Raw genomic sequence first — 20,379 nt, 5'->3', positions numbered from 1 at the left:
CGGCGGCGGACAGCGCGGAAGAGAGGGCATCCATGACGCCGGCCGGCAGCGACGCGGCCGCCGAGTTCCACGCCTTCTTCGAGCGGCACTACGCCGAACTCGCGCGCCTCGCCCACCTGTTGACCGGCGAGGCCGACGGTGCGGACGACCTGGCGGCCGATGCGCTCCTCGCCCTCTGGCACCGCTGGGACCGGGTGCGGGCCGCGGACCACCCGGCCGCGTACGCCCGTGGAGTCGTCGCGAACATGGCGCGCAGCCGCATCCGCAGCGCCGTGCGCGAGCGGCGCCGCATCACGCTGTTCTGGTCGGGCCGTGACGAGGACGTCGCGGACCCCGACATACCGGCGGTCGTCGACGTGCGGGACGCGCTGCGCGCGCTGCCCTTCCGCAAGCGGGCCTGCGTGGTCCTGCGGCACGCCTTCGACCTCTCGGAGAAGGACACCGCACTGGCCCTCGGGGTCTCGGTGGGTACGGTGAAGAGCCAGACGTCGAAGGGAATGGCTGAGCTGCAACGACGCCTCGGCCCGCACCCCGCCCTCGCACGGGTGCGCGCGGTCACGGCGGACACGGGGGGAAGCACATGAGGGACGACGCACACGACGACGACCGGGTGCGCAGGAAGCTGCGCGGCGCGGCGCAGGCGCACCGGCCCGACCGGGAGCGGATGCGGGCCCGCATCGAGCGCGGCATGGCCGAGGGCGAGCGGCGGCCGGAGCGGCGGTCGAAGGCCACCCGTCACGTGGGCAGCGCGTCCTGGCTGCGCGTGGTGAGCGCGACGGCCGCCGTGGCAGGGGTCTTCGCGGTCGTCGGGTACGGGGTGGCCGCCGTCCTGCGGGACGAGGAACCGTCACCGCAGTCCGTGGCGACGAGCACCACGCCCGCACCGCCGACGGCGGCGCCGGACCCGGACCGCACCCCCGACGCACCGGCCCGCACCGACGACCCACCGGACCGCACCCCCGACGCGCCGCCCCGCCGCCCCAGCGGCACACCGCCGACGCCCCCCAAGTCTCCCGGAACATCGGGGACATCGGGGACGCCGAAGAGCGTGCCCGCGGACCGGCTCCTGTGGGCCGACGGTTCGGTCGACCCCGGCTCCAGCACGTACTGGTCGCAGAGCGACATCACCGTCAAGGCGAGGAAACCGCTGACCGCGCTCACCGTCGAGGTGCGCGTCGCCGGGAGCGGCGAGGTCGCCGACACCGGCAACTGGCGCTCCCTGCCCGAGGGCGACTTCGACGTCTCGGCCACCGAGCGGGACGGCTTCCTCGTCTACCGCTGGACGCTCAAGGACGGGAGGACCGTGCCCGTCGGGGAACACGTCTTCGCCGGACAGTTCAACCACCCGGGAGGGAAGCGGGACGCGGGCGGCGACACATATGCGGTCCATGCGGGCACCTCGGACGAACGGGCCGTCTGGCGGGGCGACTTCGCCTGAGCCCGCGAAAACGCGAAAACTTTCCGGACGGCGGCAACCCATTCCCGGCCGGCGGAGACCACACAGCGAAGAAGCTCTCCCCCCACGTACGAGGAATGGGACACATGACACCACGAGCTGAACTGCGCAAGGGCCGCAAGCGGCGCCTGACCACGCGCCGGGCCATCGGCGCGGTGACCGCAGCGCTCACGCTGACCGGCGCCGGGATCGCGACGAACATCATGTTGTCGCCCGCGGGCGCGGCCACCGCCTGGCCCGAGGCCAAGGGCCAGGCCCCGACGGCCAAGACCATCGAGGTCTCCGGCACCCGCGACGGCGGCCTCAAGCGCTACTACGGCACCGGTGACCTGGGCGGCGACGGTCAGGACGAGGGCCAGGACCCGATCTTCAAGCTGAAGGACGGCGCGGTCCTCAAGAACGTCATCATCGGCTCGCCGGCCGCGGACGGCATCCACTGCCAGGGCAGCTGCACCCTGGAGAACGTGTGGTGGGAGGACGTCGGCGAGGACGCCGCCACCTTCAAGGGGACCTCGGCGAGCTCCACGTACACCATCCGCGGCGGTGGCGCGAGGAAGGCCGACGACAAGGTCCTCCAGTTCAATGGCGCGGGCAAGCTGGTCGTGACCAAGTTCCAGGTCTCCGACTTCGGCAAGCTGGTGCGCTCCTGCGGCAACTGCTCCAAGCAGTACAAGCGGACGATCGTCGTGGACGACGTGGACATCACCGCACCCGGCAAGTCGATCGTCGGCATCAACACCAACTACGGCGACACGGCCGAGCTGCGCAACATCCGCATCCACGGCGACAGCAACAAGAAGATCGCCACGTGTGACCGCTTCACCGGCAACAACACCGGTGACGAGCCGACCAAGACGGGCTCGGGCCCCGACGGCAGGTACTGCAAGTTCACGGCCTCGGACATCAGCTACCAGTAGGACGTACGGCAGATGCCGGGAGAGCGCCCCTCGCGCGGGGGCGCTCTCCTTCGTGCCTACTGCCCGGCGAGGCCGGTGTGCGCCACCCCCGCCACGATCTGCCGCTGGAAGAAGACGAACACGACGATCAGCGGCAGGCCGGCCATCAGGCCGCCCGCCATCAGCTGCGCCCACTGGATGCCGTAGGAGTTCATGACGGTCGCGATGCCGTTCGGCATGGTCATCAGCTCGGGGTTGTTGGTCACCATGTACGGCCACAGGAAGTTGTTCCAGGAGCCGATGAAGGTGAAGATGCCGACCGCGGAGAGCGAGGGGCGCGCCAGCGGGAGCACGATGGTGAAGAAGATCCGCCACCGCCCCGCGCCGTCGCAGAACGCCGCCTCCTCCAGCTCCTTGGGGATGCCCTGGAAGAACTTGTAGAGGATGTAGACCATCGCGGCCGGCGCGCACTGCGGCAGGATCATGCCCCAGTACGTGTCGACCATCCCCAGGGACTGGACCGTGGTGAAGAGCGGGACGCCGAGGACCGCGGGCGAGATCATCAGACCCGCCATGACGAGTCCCATCAGCGCGCCCTTGCCGCGGAACTCGGTGCGCGCGAAACCGTAGCCCGCGAGGGCGCCGGTCAGCACGACGACGAAGGTGACGCAGACCGAGACGACGACCGAGTTCACGAACCAGTTCGTGATGTTGCCGGTCTCGAAGATGCTCTTCCACGCCTGGGTGGTCCACTCGTCGGGCAGCCACTTGACGGGTACGGCGACGGCCTCCGCCTCCGACTTGAACGAGGTGGACAGCGTCCAGAGGAGCGGCGCGGTCATCACGGCGGAGACCAGCAGGCCGACGGCGGTGAGGACGACCTGACTCGGCCTCCACTTGCGGCGTACTCCCGTGGCGGTGCTCACTGGACGCCCTCCTCGCGCTTGCGCAGCAGCCACATGCGGCCCAGCGCGATGACCGCGATCATCAGGAAGAACAGGATCGAGATCGCGGAGGCGTAGCCCACGCGGTAGCTGGTGAAGCCCTGTTCGAGGGTGTACTGGACCATGGTCCGGGTCGATTCCTCCGGTCCGGGGCCGAACTCGTACATCACCACGACCTGGTCGAAGACCTGCAGCGAAGCGAGGATCTGCAGCGCCACGACCAGGCCCGTGATGGAGCGCAGCATGGGCAGGGTGATGTGCACCGTCCGGTGCCAGGCGTTGGCGCCGTCCAGCGCGGCGGCCTCGTACAGGTGCTGCGGGATGTTCTGCAGCGCGGCGAGGTAGAGCAGGAAGCTGAAGCCGACGGTCCACCAGAGGGTGGCGACGACGACGGCCGTCATCGCCGTGTCCTTCTCGGTGAGCCAGGCCGACTCCATGCCGAAGACGTGGTCGAGCAGGCCGGTGTCCGGGTTGAACATCCAGCGCCACATGTTGCCGACGACGGTCGAGGGCAGCAGGAAGGGTGCGAAGAAGCAGAGCCGCCACAGCCACTTGGCGTGCTCGATGTGGTGCGCGAGCAGCGCGAGGAGGAGGGCGACGAGCACGATGCACGGCACCACGAGGAGCGTGAAGTACGCGCTGTGGCCCAGCGAGTCCCACACCAGGGGGTCCTGGAGCGCCTCGGAATAGTTGTCGAGGCCCACGAAGCGGGCGCCGTCGCCGGAGATGTTGGCGTCGGTGAAGCTCAGCCACACCCCGCGCAGCACGGGCACGATCACGAAGAGCAGGAACAGCAGCAGGAACGGCGCCACGAACCAGCCGCCGTGCTGGAGTCCGCGTCCGGCGCGGGTCCGCGTGCTCCGTTCGGCGGCGGCGGTGGTGCGGACGGCGGGTGGCTTCGTGGTGGCCGGGGCGGCGGCCCCGGCGCTGGTTGTCGTCATGCGGCGGAGCCTCCTTCGGCCGCGGTTCTGCCTTCCATGGGGTTCTTCATCTCCAGGAGCTTCTCCAGGACGCCCCGCATCCGGCGGGCCGCCGCGGCGGGCTTGGCCGAGCCGAGGTTGGAGGAGACGACGACCGGGCCGATGCGCTGCGCGAGCGTTCCGGTCGAGCCCGCGAACCAGGCCTCCGGTTCGAGGGCCATCTGGTCCATCACCGAGACGTACTCGGACTGCGGGTGGAGTTTTCGGTACGCGGCGGACTGCAGCGTCGGCAGGTGGGCGGGGATGTGGCCGCCGCGCGCCCAGTCGGCACCGTGCCGCACGATGTACGCGGCCAGGCGGTGGGCGGCGTCGTCGGCGGCGCCGCCGCGGCCGGCCTGGCGGGGCAGCACGAAGCAGTGCGACTCGGCCTGCGTGGCGGGTCTGCCGAACAGCGCGGGCATGGGGGTGGCCCCGTACTTCAGTCCCGGCCCCGAGTAGACCGGCACGGACCAGCCGCCCTCCCAGACGAAGGCGCCGCCGTTGATGAAGTGCTCGGCGTCGGGGGCGCCCGTGGTGGCGTAGCCGTCGGTGATGTGCCGGCGCAGGAACTCCAGGATCTCGACGGCCTTGTCCTCGTCGAACGTGACGTCGGTGAGGCCCGGGTCGTAGTAGGTGCCGCCGGCCTGCGCGTAGAACGACATGAAGAACCACCAGGCGTGGTTCTGGTTGGACGCGTGCAGTCCGAGGGTCTGCACGCCCGGCTTCACCGCCTTCTTGGCGGCCTTCAGCCCGTCGAACCACTCGTCGACGGAGGTGAACGCGACGAGCTTCCCGTCGTCCCCGAGCAGGCCGGCCTTCTCGCAGACGTCCTTGCGGTAGAAGTTCAGCTGCGGGTGGATGTCGAGGGGGACGGCGTAGAGCTTTCCGCCGACGACGGACCGCTTCCACAGGGCGGGGTCGAAGTCCTCACGCCGCACCCCGTACCGGGCGAGCAGCGCCGTGTCGAAGGGGTCGAGGAGCCGCTCGGGGGCGAAGCCCGCGAGCCGTCCCAGGTGCAGCACACCGAGTTCGGGGGCCCGGTTTCCGGAGGCTGCCATGGCGAGTTTGGTGTAGTACGGGTTGCCCCAGAGCAGGGTCGAGTCCAGTACGTCGATGCCCGGGTTCTCCCGGCGGAAGGCGTCCAGCATCGCGATCATGTTCACGCCGTCGCCGCCGCTGAACAGGTTCCAGTACCGGAGCCGTGCGTCCGCGCCGGAGGTGAGCGCGGAGGCGCTCCGGTTCGCGGCGGCGAGACCGAAGCTGCCCGCGACGGCGAGTGCTCCGAGCCCGCCGAGCACACCGCGGCGGCTCGGGAGGGGAGGTGACATGCGGCTCTCTTCTCTTACTGCTGTTCGGTATATCGAATGCCGATCGCAACTTCGAACGGACCGTAAGGTCGAACATCGTGCGCGTCAACGGTTCGGACGAAGTCCCGGTGAATTACGAGGGGTTCTGTGCGATGCGTTGACGTGCTCAGCTCCGCTGCCTAAGTTGCCGTTCGTAATCCTGACCGGCGTCCGAAATATCGAACGCTAACCGTCGAGACGGCAGAGGTGGACGCAGAGGTGGACATGGCGCGCAGACGATGGAAACTGGGCCTCACCGTGGGGGCGGTGGGGTCCCTGCTCGCGGGAACGCTCGCCGCGAGCCCCGGCGCGGCGGCGGGCCCCGCCGCGCCCGACGAGCCGGTCGACTACACGATCGATGTCGACTCGGCCCGTACAGGACCGAAGATCGACGATTCGATGTACGGCGTCTTCTACGAGGACATCAACCGCGCGGCCGACGGCGGGCTCTACGCGGAGCTCGTGCAGAACCGGTCGTTCGAGTACAGCACCGACGACAACAACTCCTACAAGCCGCTGACGTCGTGGGACACCTCGGGCACCGCACACGTCCGCAACGACGACGGCCGCCTGAACGCCCGCAACCGCAACTACCTCTCGCTCGGCGCCGGTTCGTCCGTCACCAACTCCGGTTACAACACCGGCATCGCGGTCGCCAAGGGCAAGCGGTACGACTTCTCGGTCTGGGCCCGCGCCGACAGCTCTGCGCGGGCGCCGCTGACCATCGGCCTGAGGGACGCCGCCGGCGGACTGGCCGCCGCCCGCCGCGTCACCGCGCGCGGCGGCTGGGCCAAGTACAAGGTGTCGTTCACCGCCACCCGCACCTCCGCGACCGGACGGCTCGCCGTCACCGCCGACGCCCCCGTCGCCCTCGACGAGATCTCCCTCTTCCCGCGCGACACGTACAAGGGCCGTGAGAACGGCCTGCGCAAGGACCTCGCCGAGAAGATCGCCGACCTGAACCCCGGATTCCTGCGCTTCCCCGGCGGCTGCCTGGTCAACACCGGCAGCCACGAGGCGTACGACGAGCAGTCGGGCTGGCAGCGCAAGCGCTCCTACCAGTGGAAGGACACCATCGGCCCGGTCGAGCAGCGCGCCACCAACGCCAACTTCTGGGGGTACAACCAGAGTTACGGCCTCGGCTACTACGAGTACTTCCAGTTCGCCGAGGACGCCGGCGCCATGCCGCTGCCCGTCGTGCCCGCCCTGGTCACCGGCTGCGGCCAGAACAAGGCCACCGACGACGACGCGCTCCTGAAGCGGCACATCCAGGACACCCTGGACCTGATCGAGTTCGCCAACGGGCCAGTGACGAGCGAGTGGGGCAAGAAGCGCGCCCAGATGGGCCACCCGAAGCCCTTCCACCTCACACACCTGGCGGTCGGCAACGAGGAGAACCTGCCCCACGAGTACTTCGCCCGCTTCAAGCAGTTCCGCGCGGCCATCGAGGCCGAGTACCCGGACATCAGCGTCGTCTCCAACTCCGGGCCCGACGACAGCGGCGCGATATTCGACACCGCCTGGAAGCTCAACCGCGAGGCGAACGTCGACATGGTCGACGAGCACTACTACAACAGCCCCCAGTGGTTTCTGGAGAACAACGACCGCTACGACTCCTACGACCGCAAGGGTCCGAAGGTCTTCCTCGGCGAGTACGCCTCCCAGGGCAACAAGTTCTCCAACGCCCTCGCCGAAGCCGCGTTCATGACCGGTCTGGAGCGCAACGCCGACATCGTGAAGCTCGCCTCGTACGCGCCGCTGCTCGCCAACGAGGACTACGTGCAGTGGCAGCCGAACATGATCTGGTTCGACAACGACCAGTCCTGGGGCTCGGCCAACTATGAGACGCAGAAGCTCTTCATGCGCAACGTCGGCGACGAGGTCGTGCCCTCCACCGCCTCCGGCACCCCGGCCACCTCAGGTCCGATCGCCGGCGCCGTCGGCCTTTCCACCTGGGCGACCAGCGCCGCGTACGACGACGTGAAGGTCACGGGCGCGGACGGGAAGACGCTGCTCACCGACGACTTCTCGGCCGGTGACGGCCAGTGGAAGAAGGCTTCGGGGAAGGGCAGCTGGGCCGTCAGGGACGGCGCGTACGTTCAGTCCGACGAGGCCGCCGAGAACACCCTGGTCACGGCCGGCGACAAGGGCTGGCAGAACTACGACCTGAACGTGAAGGCCACCAAGAAGGCGGGCAAGGAAGGCTTCATGGTCGCCTTCGGCGTCAAGGACACCGGCAACCACTACTGGTGGAACCTGGGCGGCTGGAACAACACCCGGTCCGCCGTGGAGAAGACCACCGACGGCGCCAAGCAGACGATGATCCAGGACGGCACGACCGTCGAGACGGGCCGCAGCTACGACCTGCGCGTCGAGGTGCGCGGCCGCCAGGTGACGCTCTACCTCGACGGAAAGAAGTGGGGCTCCTTCACCGACGACAAGCCCGCCGAACCCTTCCGCCAAGTGGTCACCCGCGACAAGGCCACCGGCGAACTGATCGTCAAGGTCGTCAACGCCCAGGGCGCGGAGGCCCGCACACAGGTCGACCTCGGTGCGGGCACGAAGGTCGCGTCGAAGGCGCGGGTGACCACGCTGACCGCCGACCCGGCCGCCGAGAACACCAAGGACGCCCGGCCCGTCGCGCCGCGGTCGTCCACCTTCGAGGGGGTGGACGACCGCTTCTCGTACACCTTCCCCGCGAACTCGGTGACGTTCCTGCGGATCAGGACCGACTGACCCGACCCGCCCGCCTCGCAGTTAGGGAAGCCATGACCCGTTCCGCCCGATTCACCCTGCACCCGGACTTCGCCGTCGGCGATGTCGACCCGCGTCTCTTCGGCTCCTTCGTCGAGCACCTCGGCCGGTGCGTCTACACCGGCATCCACGAGCCCGGCCACCCCACGGCGGACGAGACGGGCCTGCGCGGGGACGTCCTCGACCTGATCCGCGAACTCGGTGTGACCACCATCCGCTACCCCGGCGGCAACTTCGTCTCCGGCTACAAGTGGGAGGACTCCGTCGGGCCTGTCGAGGAGCGGCCCCGCCGCCTCGACCTGGCCTGGCGGTCCACGGAGTCCAACCGCTTCGGCCTCTCCGAGTACATCGCCTTCCTCAAGAAGATCGGCCCGCAGGCCGGGCCGATGATGGCGGTCAACCTCGGCACCAGGGGAGTGGCCGAGGCGCTGCAGCTCCAGGAGTACGCCAACCACCCCTCCGGGACGGCCCTTTCGGACCTGCGGGCCGCCCACGGGGACAAGGACCCCTTCGGCATCCGCCTCTGGTGCCTCGGCAACGAGATGGACGGGCCCTGGCAGACCGGCCACAAGACCGCCGAGGAGTACGGGCGGCTCGCCGCCGAGACCGCCCGCGCGATGCGGCAGATCGACCCCTCCGTGGAACTCGTCGCCTGCGGCTCGTCGAGCCAGTCCATGGAGACGTTCGGCGCGTGGGAGGCCACCGTTCTCGCCGAGACGTACGAACTCGTCGACCACATATCCCTGCACGCCTACTACGAGGAGACCGACGGCGACCGCGACTCGTTCCTCGCCTCCGCCGTCGACATGGAGTCGTTCATCGAGAACGTGGTCGCGACCTGCGACCACGTGGGGGCGCGTCTCAAGTCGAAGAAGAAGATCAACCTCTCCTTCGACGAGTGGAACGTCTGGTACCTGTCCAAGAGCCAGGAGGCGGCGGCCGCCGCCCCTCGCGGCGGGGCGTCGGACTGGCCCGAGGCCCCCCGCCTCCTCGAGGACAACTACTCGGTCACGGACGCCGTCGTCTTCGGCTCCCTGCTCATCGCGCTGCTGCGGCACGCCGACCGGGTGGCCGTCGCCTGCCTCGCCCAGCTCGTGAACGTGATCGCGCCGATCCTGACCGAGCCGGGCGGCCCCGCCTGGCGACAGACCACGTTCTTCCCCTTCGCGCAGGCGTCGCGGTACGGACGCGGGCGGGTCCTCGACGTGCGCGTGGACTCACCCACGTACGAGACGGCGAAGTTCGGCGAGGTGCCGCTGCTGCACGCGACGGCGGTACGCGCCGACGACGGCACCCTCACTGTCTTCGCCGTCAACCGCCACCAGTCCGAGCCGCTGCCCCTCGAAGTCGCCCTGCACGGCCTCGGCGTCACGGCCGTCGTCGAGCACAGCGCGCTCGCGGACGCCGACCCGGAGGCCCGCAACACCCTGGCGGAGCCGGAGCGGGTCGCCCCGCACGAGGTGACGGGCACGGAACTCACGGACGGCACGCTGACCGCCGTCTTGGAGCCGCTGTCCTGGAACGTGATCCGGCTCGGGTGACCCGAGCTTTCCCGGCCCGACCGGCAACCTGGTGACGGGTGGCGGCGACTACCCGGCGTACCTCCCCATGAGCCGCTCTGAAGGGACGTCCGTATGAGCACGCACCGCAGGGGCCAGCGCCGCCGTCACCTGATCCTGGCCACCGGGGCCGGCGCCGCCGCGCTCGCGCTCGGCGCCACGCTGCCGGGCCTCGCCACCGCGGAACCCGCGCGGGCCGCAGCCGCACCGGCCGGGACCACACAGGCCGGGACCACACAGGCCGGGACCACGCAGGCCGGGACCACGCAGGCCCGGACCGCACAGGCCGAGACCGCACAGGCCGAGACCGCGCCGGTCGGCTTCGGCGCGGGGACGACGGGCGGCGGCAACGCCGCACCCATCACCGTCACCACGCTCACCGCCTTCAAGTCCGCCGTCGCCGGGGACACCGCCAAGGTCGTCAGGGTCAACGGCCTGATCCCGCTCAGCGGCCAGGTCGACATCGGCTCCAACACCACGGTCCTTGGCGCCGGTTCGGCCTCCGGCTTCACCGGTGGCGGGCTGCGCGTCAAGGAGGCCACCAACGTCGTCGTGCGCAACCTGAACATCAGCAAGCCGGTTGCGCCCGCCGACGGCATCACCGTGCAGGAGTCGACGAAGGTGTGGATCGACCACAACTCCTTCTCGGCGGACCGCGAGCACGACAAGGACTACTACGACGGCCTCCTCGACATCAATCACGGCTCCGACGACATCACGGTGTCGTGGAACACCTTCAAGGACCACTTCAAGGGGTCTCTCGTAGGGCACAGCGACAACAACGGAGGCGAGGACGAGGGCCACTTGAAGGTGACCTACCACCACAATCACTTCAGCAACGTCTACTCGCGCATCCCCAGCCTCCGCTTCGGCACCGGCCACTTCTACGACAACTACGTCCAGGACGCCGACACCGCGGCGCACTCCCGGATGGGCGCGCAGATGCTCGTGGAGAACAACGTCTTCCGCTCCACGAAGATCGCCGTGACCACCAGCCGCAGCAGCGACGTCGACGGCTACGCGGTGCTGCGGGGCAACGACCTCGGAGGCGCCGCCACGGAGATCTCGCAGGTGGGCTCCTTCACGAAGCCGCCCTACGGCTACACCGCCGAACCCGCCTCGTCCGTCGTGGCGTCGGTGACGCAGGGCGCCGGAGCCGGAAAGCTCTGACACCTGCCTCGCTCCTCCCTTCTCGGGCTCCCGCCGTACGCGGCGGGGGCCGTCCCCCTCCACGAGCAAGGAGAACCATGTGAGCCGCAGTCGCAGAGCACTCCTCACCCTGCCCGCCGCCGTGCTGCTCGCCCTCGTGCCGGGCACCGCGTCGGCGTATCCCGGCCCCGGGACCGTCACCGGCAGCACCGTCGTCCACGACCCGACGATGGTCCGCACCCCGTCCGGCAAGTACCTCCTGTACGCCACCGGCGGAGGCATCGGCCACCGCGCGTCCACCGACCGGATCGCCTTCCGCGCCGGTGCGGACGCCTTCGGCGGCCGGCCGGGCTGGTGGTCGCGGTACTCGTCCGTGCCGGAGGCGTGGGCGCCCGACATCTCGTACCACGGCGGCACGTACCTGATGTACTACTCCGTCTCCAGCTTCGGCTCGAACACCTCCGCGATCGGCCTCGCGACGTCCACCACCGGTGAGCCGGGCTCCTGGACCGACCGCGGCACGGTCGTCACCTCGGGACCGTCCAGCGACCACAACGCCATCGACCCGAACCTCTTCGTCGACGACGACGGCAAGTGGTGGCTGTCCTTCGGCAGTTGGTGGACGGGGATCAAGATGATCCGCGTCGACCCCTCGACGGGCAAGCCGTACGCGGGCGACACGACCCGGCACTCGCTCGCGTCCCGGCCGACCGGGACGAAGGCGGTCGAGGCGCCGTACGTCGTCAAGCGGAACGGCTACTACTACCTCTTCGCGTCGTACGACACCTGCTGCGCGGGCACGGCCTCGACGTACAAGATCAAGGTGGGGCGCGCCTCCTCCCCGACGGGCCCGTACTACGACAAGAACGGCGTCGCGATGACGAACAACGGAGGGACCACCGTCCTGGAGTCGCACGGCCGCTACATCGGTCCCGGCGGCCAGTCCGTGCTGAAGGACGTCGACGGTGACCTGCTCGTCTACCACTACTACGACGCCCAGGACAACGGCACGCCCAAGCTCGGGGTCAATCTGCTCGACTGGGGAACGGGCTGGCCGGTCGCCCGCTGACCTTCGCCGGAACGACCTGGTCGGTGATCGGCTCGGTGCTGCTCGTCGGGTTCGCGGCCGCCCTGTTCTCCCCGGCCGTCGAGACGGAGATCGCCCGCCAGTCGGTGCGTCACGAGGAGAGGGCCGGGGTGGAGCGGACCCGGGTGCTCGGCCTCTTCTCGGCAGGCGGCCAGGCGGCCAGGCGGCCAGGCGGGCGCCCTCGTGGGGCCGGTGCTCGGCGCGGCGCTGCTGGCAGGCGGTTTCCGGGTGGCCTGCCTCGCGGGGGCGGCGGTGTTCGTGGTGATCCTCGCCGCGCACCACCGGCTGATGCCGGACAGGCGAGAGGGCGCCGGGTCCTTCGCGGCGGTGGGGGTCCTCCTGCCGGTCAGCGGCGTCGCGCCGGCGCTGGCGTTCGTGGTGCTGCTCACGCTCGGGCAGATGCTGGTGGTGCCCGCGGCGCGGGCCTGGCTTCCCGACCTGGTCGAGGACCGCAGGCTGGGCTTCTTCACGGGGGCGCTGTCCTCGGTCTCCGGTGCCGTGGTCCTCGCGGGCGGTGCCCCGGTGGGCGCCCTGCTGGAGCGGGGCGGGACGGTGCCGTGGCTCGTACTCGCGGCCGTGCCGGCCTTGGGTCTGCTCGGGGTGCGCCGGGCGCCGGGGCCCAGGGAGTCGCGTCCGTCCAAGGCCTAGAGCAGGTCTCGTACGAAGGCGTTGCGGAACTTTCCTGCGGGGTCCAGCTTGTCCGCGAGCGCGGCGAAGTCGGCGAAACGGGGGTAGCGGGCGCGCAGTTCGGCGGGTGGCAGTCTGAACACCTTGCCCCAGTGCGGGCGCGGGCTGAACGGGGCGAGGCGATCCTCGACCAGCATGATCACGGGGAGCACCGCCGCCGGGTCCGGCACCCAGGTGAAGTGGAACGCCACCGTGTCGCGCCCGTACGCCGGACTCAGCCACTGGGTGTCGGCGGCCACCGTGCGGACCTCGCAGACCTGAAGGACCGGGGCGATCGACGCGCGCAGGGAGTCGAGCGCGTGCAGCGCGGCGAGCGCGTCCTCGCGCGGGAGAAGGTACTCCGACTGGAGTTCGGCGCCGCTGCTCGGGGTGAACGCGGGACGGAAGTGCGGCAGCCGCTCGTGCCAGGGCCCCGGTATGCCCAGCTGCTCCGTGCAGTTGACCGCGGGCATGCCCGGCACGGGGTGCTGCGCCGAGGTGGCGGGCGGAGCCCACGGGAAACCGGCCGGTGGACCGCCGGCCCGCTGTTTGAGCCACACCTGCGTGAAGCGCGGGCCGCGCCAGTCCGTGAAGAGGCTCACGCTGTACGCCGCCGAGCTCACCGCTTCGAAGTCAAGGCCGGTCAACGGGAGTTCGGTGTACACGTGCTGGCTCACCTCGAAGGCGGGCTCCACGTCGAGGGTGAGGGCGGTGACGACCCCCAGGGCGCCCAGCGCGACCACGGAACCGTCGAAGCCGTCGTCACCCCGGCGCAGCTCGAGCCGGGACCCGTCCGCCGTGATCAGCTCCACGGCACGGACCGCCGAGGACAGGGGCTGGTTGCCGTTGCCGGAGCCGTGCGTCCCGGTGGCGACCGAACCGGCCACCGAAATGTGCGGCAGGGACGCCATGTTGGGCAGGGCGAGGGCGTGGGCGTGGAGATGGCGGGCCAGTTCGGTGTAGCGCACGCCGCCCGCGACGCGCACCGTCCGGCCCGCCGGATCGACGTCGACGGACGGCGCGAGCCCGCCCAGGGAGACGAGCGTGCCGCCGACGCCCGGGTCGACGTCGGCGATCCTGTTGAACGAGTGCCCGGTGCCGAGGACCCGCACCTGGCGGCTGTCCGCGACCAGGGCCCGCAGTTCGTCGAGCGAGCGGGGGTGGTGCAGCTCGCGTGTGGAGAAGGTGATGTTCCCCGCCCAGTTGGTCCACGTGCCGCTCGTCATCGCAGGTTCTCCCTCGGTCTCGGCCTCGTCCCGTCCTACCCGTTGACCAGCCACGGACACGCCTTTACCGTTTCGGCGTTCGACATCACAGATGTTGTTCGAGATCACGGACGTCTCATCATTCCGGAAAGGCGCCCCACCCGTATGAGCCCCAACGAACACACGAACGAACACACGAGCCCCGGCGAACACCCCAGCCGCAGAATCGTGTTGAAGGGCGCGGCCCTCGCGGCCGGCGCACTCGCCGCCGCCCCGGCCGCCGCCCACGCCGCGCCCGCGCCCGCCCTCGCACCCTCCCGCTACGCCAACCCCCTGGTCCGGCAGCGCGCCGACCCGCACATCCACCGCCACACCGACGGCCGCTACTACTTCACCGCGACCTCCCCGGAGTACGACCGGATCATCCTGCGCCGCTCCCGCACCCTGCGCGGCATCGCCACCGCCGAGGAGGCGGTCGTCTGGCGCAAGCACACGAGCGGTGACATGGCCGCGCACATCTGGGCACCGGAGATCCACCACATCGACGGCAAGTGGTACATGTACTTCGCCGCCGCGCCCGCGGACGACGTGTGGAAGATCCGCATGTGGGTCCTGGAGAACTCCCACCGCGACCCGTTCAAGGGAACCTGGACGGAGAAGGGGCGGATCGTCACCGCCTGGGACACCTTCTCCCTGGACGCGACCACCTTCACGCACCGTGGCGTCCGCTATCTCGCCTGGGCGCAGTACGAGCCCGGCATGGACAACAACACGGCCGTGTTCCTGTCCCGCATGGCCAACCCCTGGACGGTGACCGGGCCCCAGGTCCGGCTCACCACGCCCGAGTACGACTGGGAGTGCGTCGGGTTCAAGGTGAACGAGGGCGCCTCGGTCATCCGGCGCAACGGACGAGTCTTCATGACGTACTCCGCGAGCGCCACCGACGCGAACTACTGCCTGGGTCTCCTCACCGCCGACGCGGGCAGCGACCTCCTCGACCCCGCGTCGTGGGCGAAGTCCCCGAAGCCGGTCTTCACCAGCAACGAGACCACCAAGCAGTACGGGCCCGGCCACAACTCCTTCACCGTCGCCGAGGACGGCCGCACCGACGTCCTCGTCTACCACGCCCGCCAGTACAAGGAGATCACCGGCGACCCGCTGCACGACCCGAACCGGCACACACGCATCCAGCGGCTCGGCTGGAAGCCGGACGGGACGCCGGACTTCGGCGTCCCGATCGCGGACGGAAGGGCCGCCGGAGGCTGAACCGCTCAGCGCGCCGAGAAGGCGTGCACCGTGCTCGACCGGTAGGTCTCCCCGGGCCGGAGCACCGTCGAAGGGAACGACGGCCGGTTCGGGGAGTCCGGGAAGTGCTGGGTCTCCAGGCACAGCCCGTCGCCCTGGCGGTAGGTGCGTCCAGAGGGGCCGGTCAGCGTGCCGTCGAGGAAGTTGCCGGAGTAGAACTGCACGCCCGGCTCGGTCGTGGCGATCTTCATGGTGCGGCCGGACTCCGGGTCCCGGAGGGTCGCGAAGTGCTCGGGGCGGCGGGTGATGCCCTTGTCGAGGACCCAGTTGTGGTCGAACCCCTTGGCGGTCACCAGCTGCGGATGCGCGGCGCGGATGTCCTCGCCCACGGGCTTCGCTCGCCGGAAGTCGAACGGCGTGCCGGCCACCTTCGCGAGCTCGCCCGTCGGGATCAGCCCCGCGTCGGTCGGCGTGAACCGGCTCGCGTCCAGGGTGAGGTCGTGGCCGTAGATGTCACCGGTGCCCTCGCCCGCCAGGTTGTAGTACGTGTGGTTGGTGAGGTTCACGACGGTCGCCTTGTCGGTGGTCGCCGCGTAGTCGATCCGCCAGTCGCCGCGGCCGGTGAGGGTGTACGTCACCGTCACCCGCAGCGTCCCCGGATAGCCCATCTCGCCGTCGACGCTCACATACCGCAGGACCAGGCCCACACCGGAGGACCCGGCGAACGGCTCCACGTCCCACACCCGCGTGCCGAAGCCCTTCGCGCCGCCGTGCAGGCTGTGCTCCCCGTCGTTGACGGACAGCTGGTACTCCTTGCCGTCCAGCGTGAAGCGGCCACGCGCGATGCGGTTGCCGTAGCGCCCGATGAGCGCGCCGAAGAACGTGGTCCCCGCGGCGTACGCCTCGATCGTGTCGTAGCCGAGGGAGACGTTCGTGTACCGGCCGCGCCGGTCGGGCAGCTCCAGGGACTGCACGATGCCGCCGTACGAAAGGACCTTCATCCGGGTGCCGCCGTTCGCCAGCGACCAGCGGTACACCTTGGTGCCGTCGGCGAGCCTGCCGAAGAGCTCCTTGGTGGGCCGCGCGCCGTCCGTCGCGTGCGACGTGCCGGCGACGGCCGCGGTGATGCCCGTGGCGGCGGCCGCCGCCAGTACGGTGCGTCTGCTCGTTTCCATGTGCCGCTCCAGAAAGGTGAGTTGGGCTTGAATTACCGGCCGACCTTGCGCTTGTTCCAGACGTCGAAGCCGACCGCGGCGAGCAGCACCAGGCCCTTGATGACCTGCTGATAGTCGGTGCCGATGTTGACCAGGGACATGCCCTGGTTGAGGACACCGAGCACCAGGCCGCCGATCACGGCGCCCATGACCGTGCCCACGCCGCCGCTCATCGACGCGCCGCCGATGAACGACGCGGCGATCGCCTCCAGTTCGAAGTTCAGGCCCGCCTGCGGGGTGCCCGCGTTCAGCCGCGCCGCGTACACACAGCCCGCGAGCGCCGCGAGCACACCCATGTTCACGAAGATCAGGAAGGTGACGCGCTTGTCCTTGACGCCGGACAGCTTCGCCGCCGCCTTGTTGCCGCCGAGCGCGTACACGTGCCGGCCGATGACCGCGTTGCGCATCACGTAGCCGAGGCAGATCAGCAGACCGCACATGATGAGCAGCACGACGGGCACGCCGCGGAAGCTGGCCAGGGTCAGCGTGAACGCGACGACGGCGGCGGTGATCGCCACCAGCTTGGCCACCCACAGGCTCGTCGGCGTGACGTCGAGGTCGTACGCCAGCTGCTGCTTGCGGCTGCGCCACTCGCGGAAGACCAGGAACACGATCGTCGCGAAACCGATGACCAGCGTCGGGTTGTGGTACTGCGTGTACGGGCCCATCTCCGGGATGAAGCCCTTGGCGATGTTCTGGAAGCCGTCGGGGAACGGCGAAAGCGACTGGCCCTCCAGGACGATCTGGGTGAGACCGCGGAAGAGCAGCATGCCGGCCAGCGTCACGATGAACGACGGGATGCCCACGTACGCGATGAAGAAGCCCTGCCACGCCCCCGCGACCGCGCCGATCAGCAGCGACAGGACGAGGGCGAGCACCCACGGCATGTCGTGTTTGACCATCATCACCGCCGACATGGCGCCGACGAAGGCCACCAGCGAACCGACGGACAGGTCGATGTGGCCCGCGATGATGACGATCATCATGCCGATGGCCAGGATGAGGATGTAGCCGTTCTGCTGGATCAGGTTGGAGACGTTGCTCGGCAGCAACAGGACGCCGTCCGACCAGATCTGGAACAGGATGACGATGAAGGCCAGGGCGATGAGCATGCCGTACTGGCGCATGTTGGAGCGCACACTGCGCAGCAGCAGTTCGCCGACGGAGGCCTTGGCGGGTGGCGTGGCCGCGGTGTCGCGCGGGGGCTTGGTCGTGGTGGTCATGGCGGGGGCCTCAGCTTCTGTTCTTGGTCATGTGGCGCATCAGGAGTTCCTGGGTGGCGTCCGCGCGGTCGACCTCACCGGTCAGCCGGCCCTCGGCCATCGTGTAGATCCGGTCGCACATCCCGAGCAGCTCGGGCAGTTCGGAGGAGATGAAGAGCACCGCCTTGCCCTCGGCCGCGAGCTTGTCGATGACGGTGTAGATCTCGTACTTGGCGCCGACGTCGATGCCGCGCGTCGGCTCGTCGAGGATCAGCACCTCCGGGTCGGCGTGGATCCACTTGCTGAGCACGACCTTCTGCTGATTGCCGCCGGAGAGCCGCCCCACCTGCTCGAACACCGTGGGCGCCTTGATGTTCATCGACTTGCGGTACCGCTCCGCGACGGACCGCTCGTGGTGTTCGTCGACGAAACCGTCCCGCCGCCGCATGCCCGGCAGTGAGGCCAGGGAGATGTTGCGGTTGATGTTGTCGATGAGGTTCAGGCCGTACTGCTTGCGGTCCTCGGTGACGTACGCGATGCCCGCGTCGACGGCGGCAGGCACCGTCTTCGTGACGACCTGGCGCCCGCCCACCGACACTTTCCCGGACACGTACTGACCGTAGGAACGCCCGAAGACGGACATCGCGAGCTCCGTGCGGCCCGCGCCCATCAGCCCGGCGATGCCGACGATCTCGCCGCGCCGCACGGTGAGCGACACGTCGTCGACCACCTTGCGCTGGTGGTCGACCGGATGCCGCACCGTCCAGCCCTCGACGGAGAGGGCGAGCGAGCCCGCGTCCTCGCCCTCGTAGGGCGTGCGGTCGGGGAAGCGGTGGTCGAGGTCGCGGCCGACCATGCCGCGGATGATGCGGTCCTCCGACAGCTGGGGCTCGGAGTCGCGCGCATCGCGGACCGTCAGCGTCTCGATGGTCTGCCCGTCGCGCAGGATCGTCACCGAGTCGGTGATGGCCCGGATCTCGTTGAGCTTGTGGGAGATGATGATGCTGGCGATGCCCTGGTCGCGCAGCTCCCTGATGAGGCCGAGGAGTTTCGTGCTGTCCTCGTCGTTGAGCGCGGCCGTCGGCTCGTCCAGGATGAGCAGCTTCACCTCCTTGGACAGCGCCTTCGCGATCTCCACGAGCTGCTGCTTGCCGACGCCGATGTCGGCGACCGGCGTCTGCGGCTTCTCGTCCAGACCCACCCGCTTGAGCAGGGCGCTCGCCCTGCGCAGCGTGTCGTGCCAGTCGATGAAGCCGCGCCGGGCCTGCTCGTTGCCGAGGAAGATGTTCTCGGCGATCGACAGGTACGGGACGAGCGCCAGCTCCTGATGGATGATCACGATGCCGTGCCGCTCGCCGGCGCGGATGTCCTTGAAGGCCACCCGCTCACCCTCGAAGTGGATCTCGCCGTCGTAACTGCCGTGCTGGTGGACGCCGCTGAGGACCTTCATCAGCGTCGACTTGCCCGCGCCGTTCTCGCCGCAGATCGCGTGGATCTCCCCGGCCCGCACGGTCAGGTTCACATCGGAGAGCGCCTTGACGCCGGGGAACGTCTTGGTGATGCCGCGCATCTCGAGGACCGGCCGGCTCACTTGAGCTGCCCCGCGGTGAAATACCCTTCCTCGACAAGGAGTTGGGTGTTCGACTTGTCGATGCTGACCGGGTCGAGGAGGTACGACGGCACGGTCTTCTTGCCGTTGTTGTAGTTCGTGACGTCGTTGACCTTGGGCTTCTTGTCGTTCAGGACCGCGTCGCCCATCGCCACCGTCCGGGCGGCCAGCTTGCGGGTGTCCTTGAACACCGTCTGCGTCTGCTCGCCGCGGATGATGGACTTCACCGACGCGAGCTCCGCGTCCTGCCCGGTGATCACCGGCAGGGGCTGACTCTTCGATCCATAACCCGCGCTCTTCAGCGCGGAGATGATGCCGAGCGAGATCCCGTCGTACGGCGAGAGGACCGCGTCGACCTTCTCGGTGCCGTAGTTCTTGCTGATCAGGTCGTCCATGCGCTTCTGCGCGGTGCCGCCGTCCCAGCGCAGCGTCGTGGCCTGGTTCATCCTCGTCTGCTTGCTGCGGACGGTGAGCTGACCGGTCTTGAAGTACGGCTGGAGCACCTTCATGGCGCCGTTCCAGAAGTACTTGGTGTTGTTGTCGTCCGGCGAGCCCGCGAACAGCTCGATGTTGTGGGCGTCGCCGCCCTTCTCCGGCTTGCCGAGCTTCAGCTTGTCGACGATGTACTGCCCTTCGAGGCGGCCGACGCGCTCGTTGTCGAACGACGCGTAGTAGTCGACGTTCTTCGTGCCGAGGATGAGGCGGTCGTACGAGATCACGGGGATGCCCGCGTCGTGCGCGCGCCGCAGGACATCGGTCAGCGCGGAGCCGTCGATGGCGGCGACCACCAGCAGGCTGCGCCCCTTGGTGATCATGTTCTCCAGCTGGGCGATCTGGTTCTCGACCTTGTCGTCGCCGTACTGCAGATCCGTCTTGTAGCCGGCTTTCTGGAACTGCTTCGCCATGTTCTTGCCGTCGGCTATCCACCGCTCGGACGCCTTGGTGGGCATCGCGAGGCCGATGGTGGCGCCCTTGCCGGTGTCCGGCTTGTAGCGGCTGCCGCCCTTGGCCTCCTGGCCGCAGGCGGTGAGCGAGCCGAGCAGGACGGCGGTGGCGACCGCGGCGGTGAGACGCGTGCGGGTGCGCAT

At 69.5% G+C, this 20,379-nt stretch carries 16 protein-coding genes and 1 pseudogene; 9 read left to right on the top strand and 8 right to left on the bottom strand.

Annotated elements, in window-relative coordinates:
- Positions 1 to 32: 32 nt before the first annotated feature.
- The 3 genes from AB0N81_RS23920 (at position 33) to AB0N81_RS23910 (ending at position 2,373) form a co-directional block, all read left to right on the top strand.
- The gene (locus AB0N81_RS23920; protein WP_365361627.1) at positions 33 to 584 is read left to right on the top strand and encodes a SigE family RNA polymerase sigma factor; all 552 of its coding nucleotides are present in this window, start codon (positions 33 to 35) and stop codon (positions 582 to 584) included.
- Entirely contained in the window at positions 581 to 1,438 is an 858-nt protein-coding gene (locus AB0N81_RS23915; RefSeq protein WP_365361503.1) for a hypothetical protein, read from the top strand. The genes AB0N81_RS23920 and AB0N81_RS23915 overlap by 4 nt, the downstream gene beginning before the upstream one ends.
- A 104-nt stretch (positions 1,439 to 1,542) precedes the next feature.
- On the top strand, positions 1,543 to 2,373 hold the full coding sequence (locus AB0N81_RS23910; protein WP_365361501.1) for a pectate lyase: 831 nt from the start codon (positions 1,543 to 1,545) through the stop codon (positions 2,371 to 2,373).
- A 56-nt stretch (positions 2,374 to 2,429) separates the two neighbouring features.
- Here AB0N81_RS23910 and AB0N81_RS23905 read toward each other — a convergent pair whose 3' ends face one another.
- From AB0N81_RS23905 to AB0N81_RS23895, 3 genes are read right to left on the bottom strand one after another with little or no spacing between them, the layout of a single operon-like run.
- A complete protein-coding gene (locus tag AB0N81_RS23905) occupies positions 2,430 to 3,278 on the bottom strand; it encodes a carbohydrate ABC transporter permease (protein ID WP_365361499.1) in 849 nt (282 codons plus the stop codon).
- Entirely contained in the window at positions 3,275 to 4,237 is a 963-nt protein-coding gene (locus AB0N81_RS23900) for a sugar ABC transporter permease (protein ID WP_365361497.1), read from the bottom strand. Before AB0N81_RS23900 ends, AB0N81_RS23905 begins: the two co-directional genes overlap by 4 nt.
- Positions 4,234 to 5,583: an extracellular solute-binding protein gene (locus AB0N81_RS23895; RefSeq protein ID WP_365361495.1), complete on the bottom strand. Its 1,350-nt coding sequence runs from the start codon at positions 5,581 to 5,583 to the stop codon at positions 4,234 to 4,236. The genes AB0N81_RS23900 and AB0N81_RS23895 overlap by 4 nt, the downstream gene beginning before the upstream one ends.
- A 243-nt stretch (positions 5,584 to 5,826) precedes the next feature.
- On the opposite strand from AB0N81_RS23895, the gene AB0N81_RS23890 reads away from it, so the two are divergent.
- From AB0N81_RS23890 to AB0N81_RS23870, 5 genes and pseudogenes are all read left to right on the top strand, one after another.
- Positions 5,827 to 8,337, top strand: coding sequence for an alpha-L-arabinofuranosidase C-terminal domain-containing protein (locus tag AB0N81_RS23890; protein ID WP_365361493.1), 2,511 nt, complete (start codon positions 5,827 to 5,829; stop codon positions 8,335 to 8,337).
- 32 nt (positions 8,338 to 8,369) lie between these two features.
- Positions 8,370 to 9,896: an alpha-N-arabinofuranosidase gene (locus AB0N81_RS23885; RefSeq protein ID WP_365361491.1), complete on the top strand. Its 1,527-nt coding sequence runs from the start codon at positions 8,370 to 8,372 to the stop codon at positions 9,894 to 9,896.
- Between the two features lie 93 nt (positions 9,897 to 9,989).
- Positions 9,990 to 11,084, top strand: coding sequence for a polysaccharide lyase family 1 protein (locus AB0N81_RS23880; RefSeq protein ID WP_365361488.1), 1,095 nt, complete (start codon positions 9,990 to 9,992; stop codon positions 11,082 to 11,084).
- Positions 11,085 to 11,163: 79 nt separating this feature from the next.
- Positions 11,164 to 12,132 carry an arabinan endo-1,5-alpha-L-arabinosidase gene (locus AB0N81_RS23875; protein WP_365361486.1) on the top strand — a complete coding sequence of 323 codons (969 nt, stop codon included), beginning with the start codon at positions 11,164 to 11,166 and terminating at the stop codon, positions 12,130 to 12,132.
- Positions 12,129 to 12,798, top strand: a pseudogene (locus AB0N81_RS23870) (MFS transporter); the annotation flags it as partial. The gene AB0N81_RS23875 and the pseudogene AB0N81_RS23870, both read left to right, overlap by 4 nt.
- On the opposite strand, the gene AB0N81_RS23865 reads toward AB0N81_RS23870, so the two are convergent.
- Positions 12,795 to 14,042, bottom strand: a complete 1,248-nt coding sequence (locus AB0N81_RS23865; protein ID WP_365361483.1) for an FAD-binding protein — start codon at positions 14,040 to 14,042, stop codon at positions 12,795 to 12,797. The pseudogene AB0N81_RS23870 and the gene AB0N81_RS23865 overlap by 4 nt on opposite strands.
- 144 nt (positions 14,043 to 14,186) lie before the next feature.
- On the opposite strand from AB0N81_RS23865, the gene AB0N81_RS23860 reads away from it, so the two are divergent.
- The gene (locus AB0N81_RS23860) at positions 14,187 to 15,287 is read left to right on the top strand and encodes a glycoside hydrolase family 43 protein (protein WP_365361481.1); all 1,101 of its coding nucleotides are present in this window, start codon (positions 14,187 to 14,189) and stop codon (positions 15,285 to 15,287) included.
- 5 nt (positions 15,288 to 15,292) lie between these two features.
- On the opposite strand, the gene AB0N81_RS23855 is transcribed toward AB0N81_RS23860, so the two are convergent.
- From AB0N81_RS23855 to chvE, 4 genes are read right to left on the bottom strand one after another with little or no spacing between them, the layout of a single operon-like run.
- Entirely contained in the window at positions 15,293 to 16,441 is a 1,149-nt protein-coding gene (locus AB0N81_RS23855; RefSeq protein WP_365361479.1) for an aldose epimerase family protein, read from the bottom strand.
- Positions 16,442 to 16,473: 32 nt separating this feature from the next.
- A complete protein-coding gene (gene mmsB / locus AB0N81_RS23850) occupies positions 16,474 to 17,703 on the bottom strand; it encodes a multiple monosaccharide ABC transporter permease (protein ID WP_365361477.1) in 1,230 nt (409 codons plus the stop codon).
- Positions 17,704 to 17,713: 10 nt separating this feature from the next.
- Positions 17,714 to 19,252 carry a multiple monosaccharide ABC transporter ATP-binding protein gene (mmsA, locus tag AB0N81_RS23845; protein WP_365361625.1) on the bottom strand — a complete coding sequence of 513 codons (1,539 nt, stop codon included), beginning with the start codon at positions 19,250 to 19,252 and terminating at the stop codon, positions 17,714 to 17,716.
- Between the two features lie 17 nt (positions 19,253 to 19,269).
- Positions 19,270 to 20,379: a multiple monosaccharide ABC transporter substrate-binding protein gene (chvE, locus tag AB0N81_RS23840; RefSeq protein WP_365361475.1), complete on the bottom strand. Its 1,110-nt coding sequence runs from the start codon at positions 20,377 to 20,379 to the stop codon at positions 19,270 to 19,272.

This window comes from Streptomyces sp. NPDC093510, from assembly GCF_040683555.1.
Classification (GTDB): Bacteria; Actinomycetota; Actinomycetes; order Streptomycetales; family Streptomycetaceae; genus Streptomyces.
This window is presented reverse-complemented; position numbering and strand designations above follow the sequence as displayed.

Coding starts and splice junctions, on each gene's coding strand:
- AB0N81_RS23920 (WP_365361627.1), top strand. CDS start 33: ATGACGCCGGCCGGCAGCGACGCGGCCGCCGAGTTCCACGCCTTCTTC.
- AB0N81_RS23915 (WP_365361503.1), top strand. CDS start 581: ATGAGGGACGACGCACACGACGACGACCGGGTGCGCAGGAAGCTGCGC.
- AB0N81_RS23910 (WP_365361501.1), top strand. CDS start 1,543: ATGACACCACGAGCTGAACTGCGCAAGGGCCGCAAGCGGCGCCTGACC.
- AB0N81_RS23900 (WP_365361497.1), bottom strand. CDS start 4,237: ATGACGACAACCAGCGCCGGGGCCGCCGCCCCGGCCACCACGAAGCCA.
- AB0N81_RS23895 (WP_365361495.1), bottom strand. CDS start 5,583: ATGTCACCTCCCCTCCCGAGCCGCCGCGGTGTGCTCGGCGGGCTCGGA.
- AB0N81_RS23890 (WP_365361493.1), top strand. CDS start 5,827: ATGGCGCGCAGACGATGGAAACTGGGCCTCACCGTGGGGGCGGTGGGG.
- AB0N81_RS23885 (WP_365361491.1), top strand. CDS start 8,370: ATGACCCGTTCCGCCCGATTCACCCTGCACCCGGACTTCGCCGTCGGC.
- AB0N81_RS23880 (WP_365361488.1), top strand. CDS start 9,990: ATGAGCACGCACCGCAGGGGCCAGCGCCGCCGTCACCTGATCCTGGCC.
- AB0N81_RS23865 (WP_365361483.1), bottom strand. CDS start 14,042: ATGACGAGCGGCACGTGGACCAACTGGGCGGGGAACATCACCTTCTCC.
- AB0N81_RS23860 (WP_365361481.1), top strand. CDS start 14,187: ATGAGCCCCAACGAACACACGAACGAACACACGAGCCCCGGCGAACAC.
- AB0N81_RS23855 (WP_365361479.1), bottom strand. CDS start 16,441: ATGGAAACGAGCAGACGCACCGTACTGGCGGCGGCCGCCGCCACGGGC.
- mmsB (WP_365361477.1), bottom strand. CDS start 17,703: ATGACCACCACGACCAAGCCCCCGCGCGACACCGCGGCCACGCCACCC.
- mmsA (WP_365361625.1), bottom strand. CDS start 19,252: ATGCGCGGCATCACCAAGACGTTCCCCGGCGTCAAGGCGCTCTCCGAT.
- chvE (WP_365361475.1), bottom strand. CDS start 20,379: ATGCGCACCCGCACGCGTCTCACCGCCGCGGTCGCCACCGCCGTCCTG.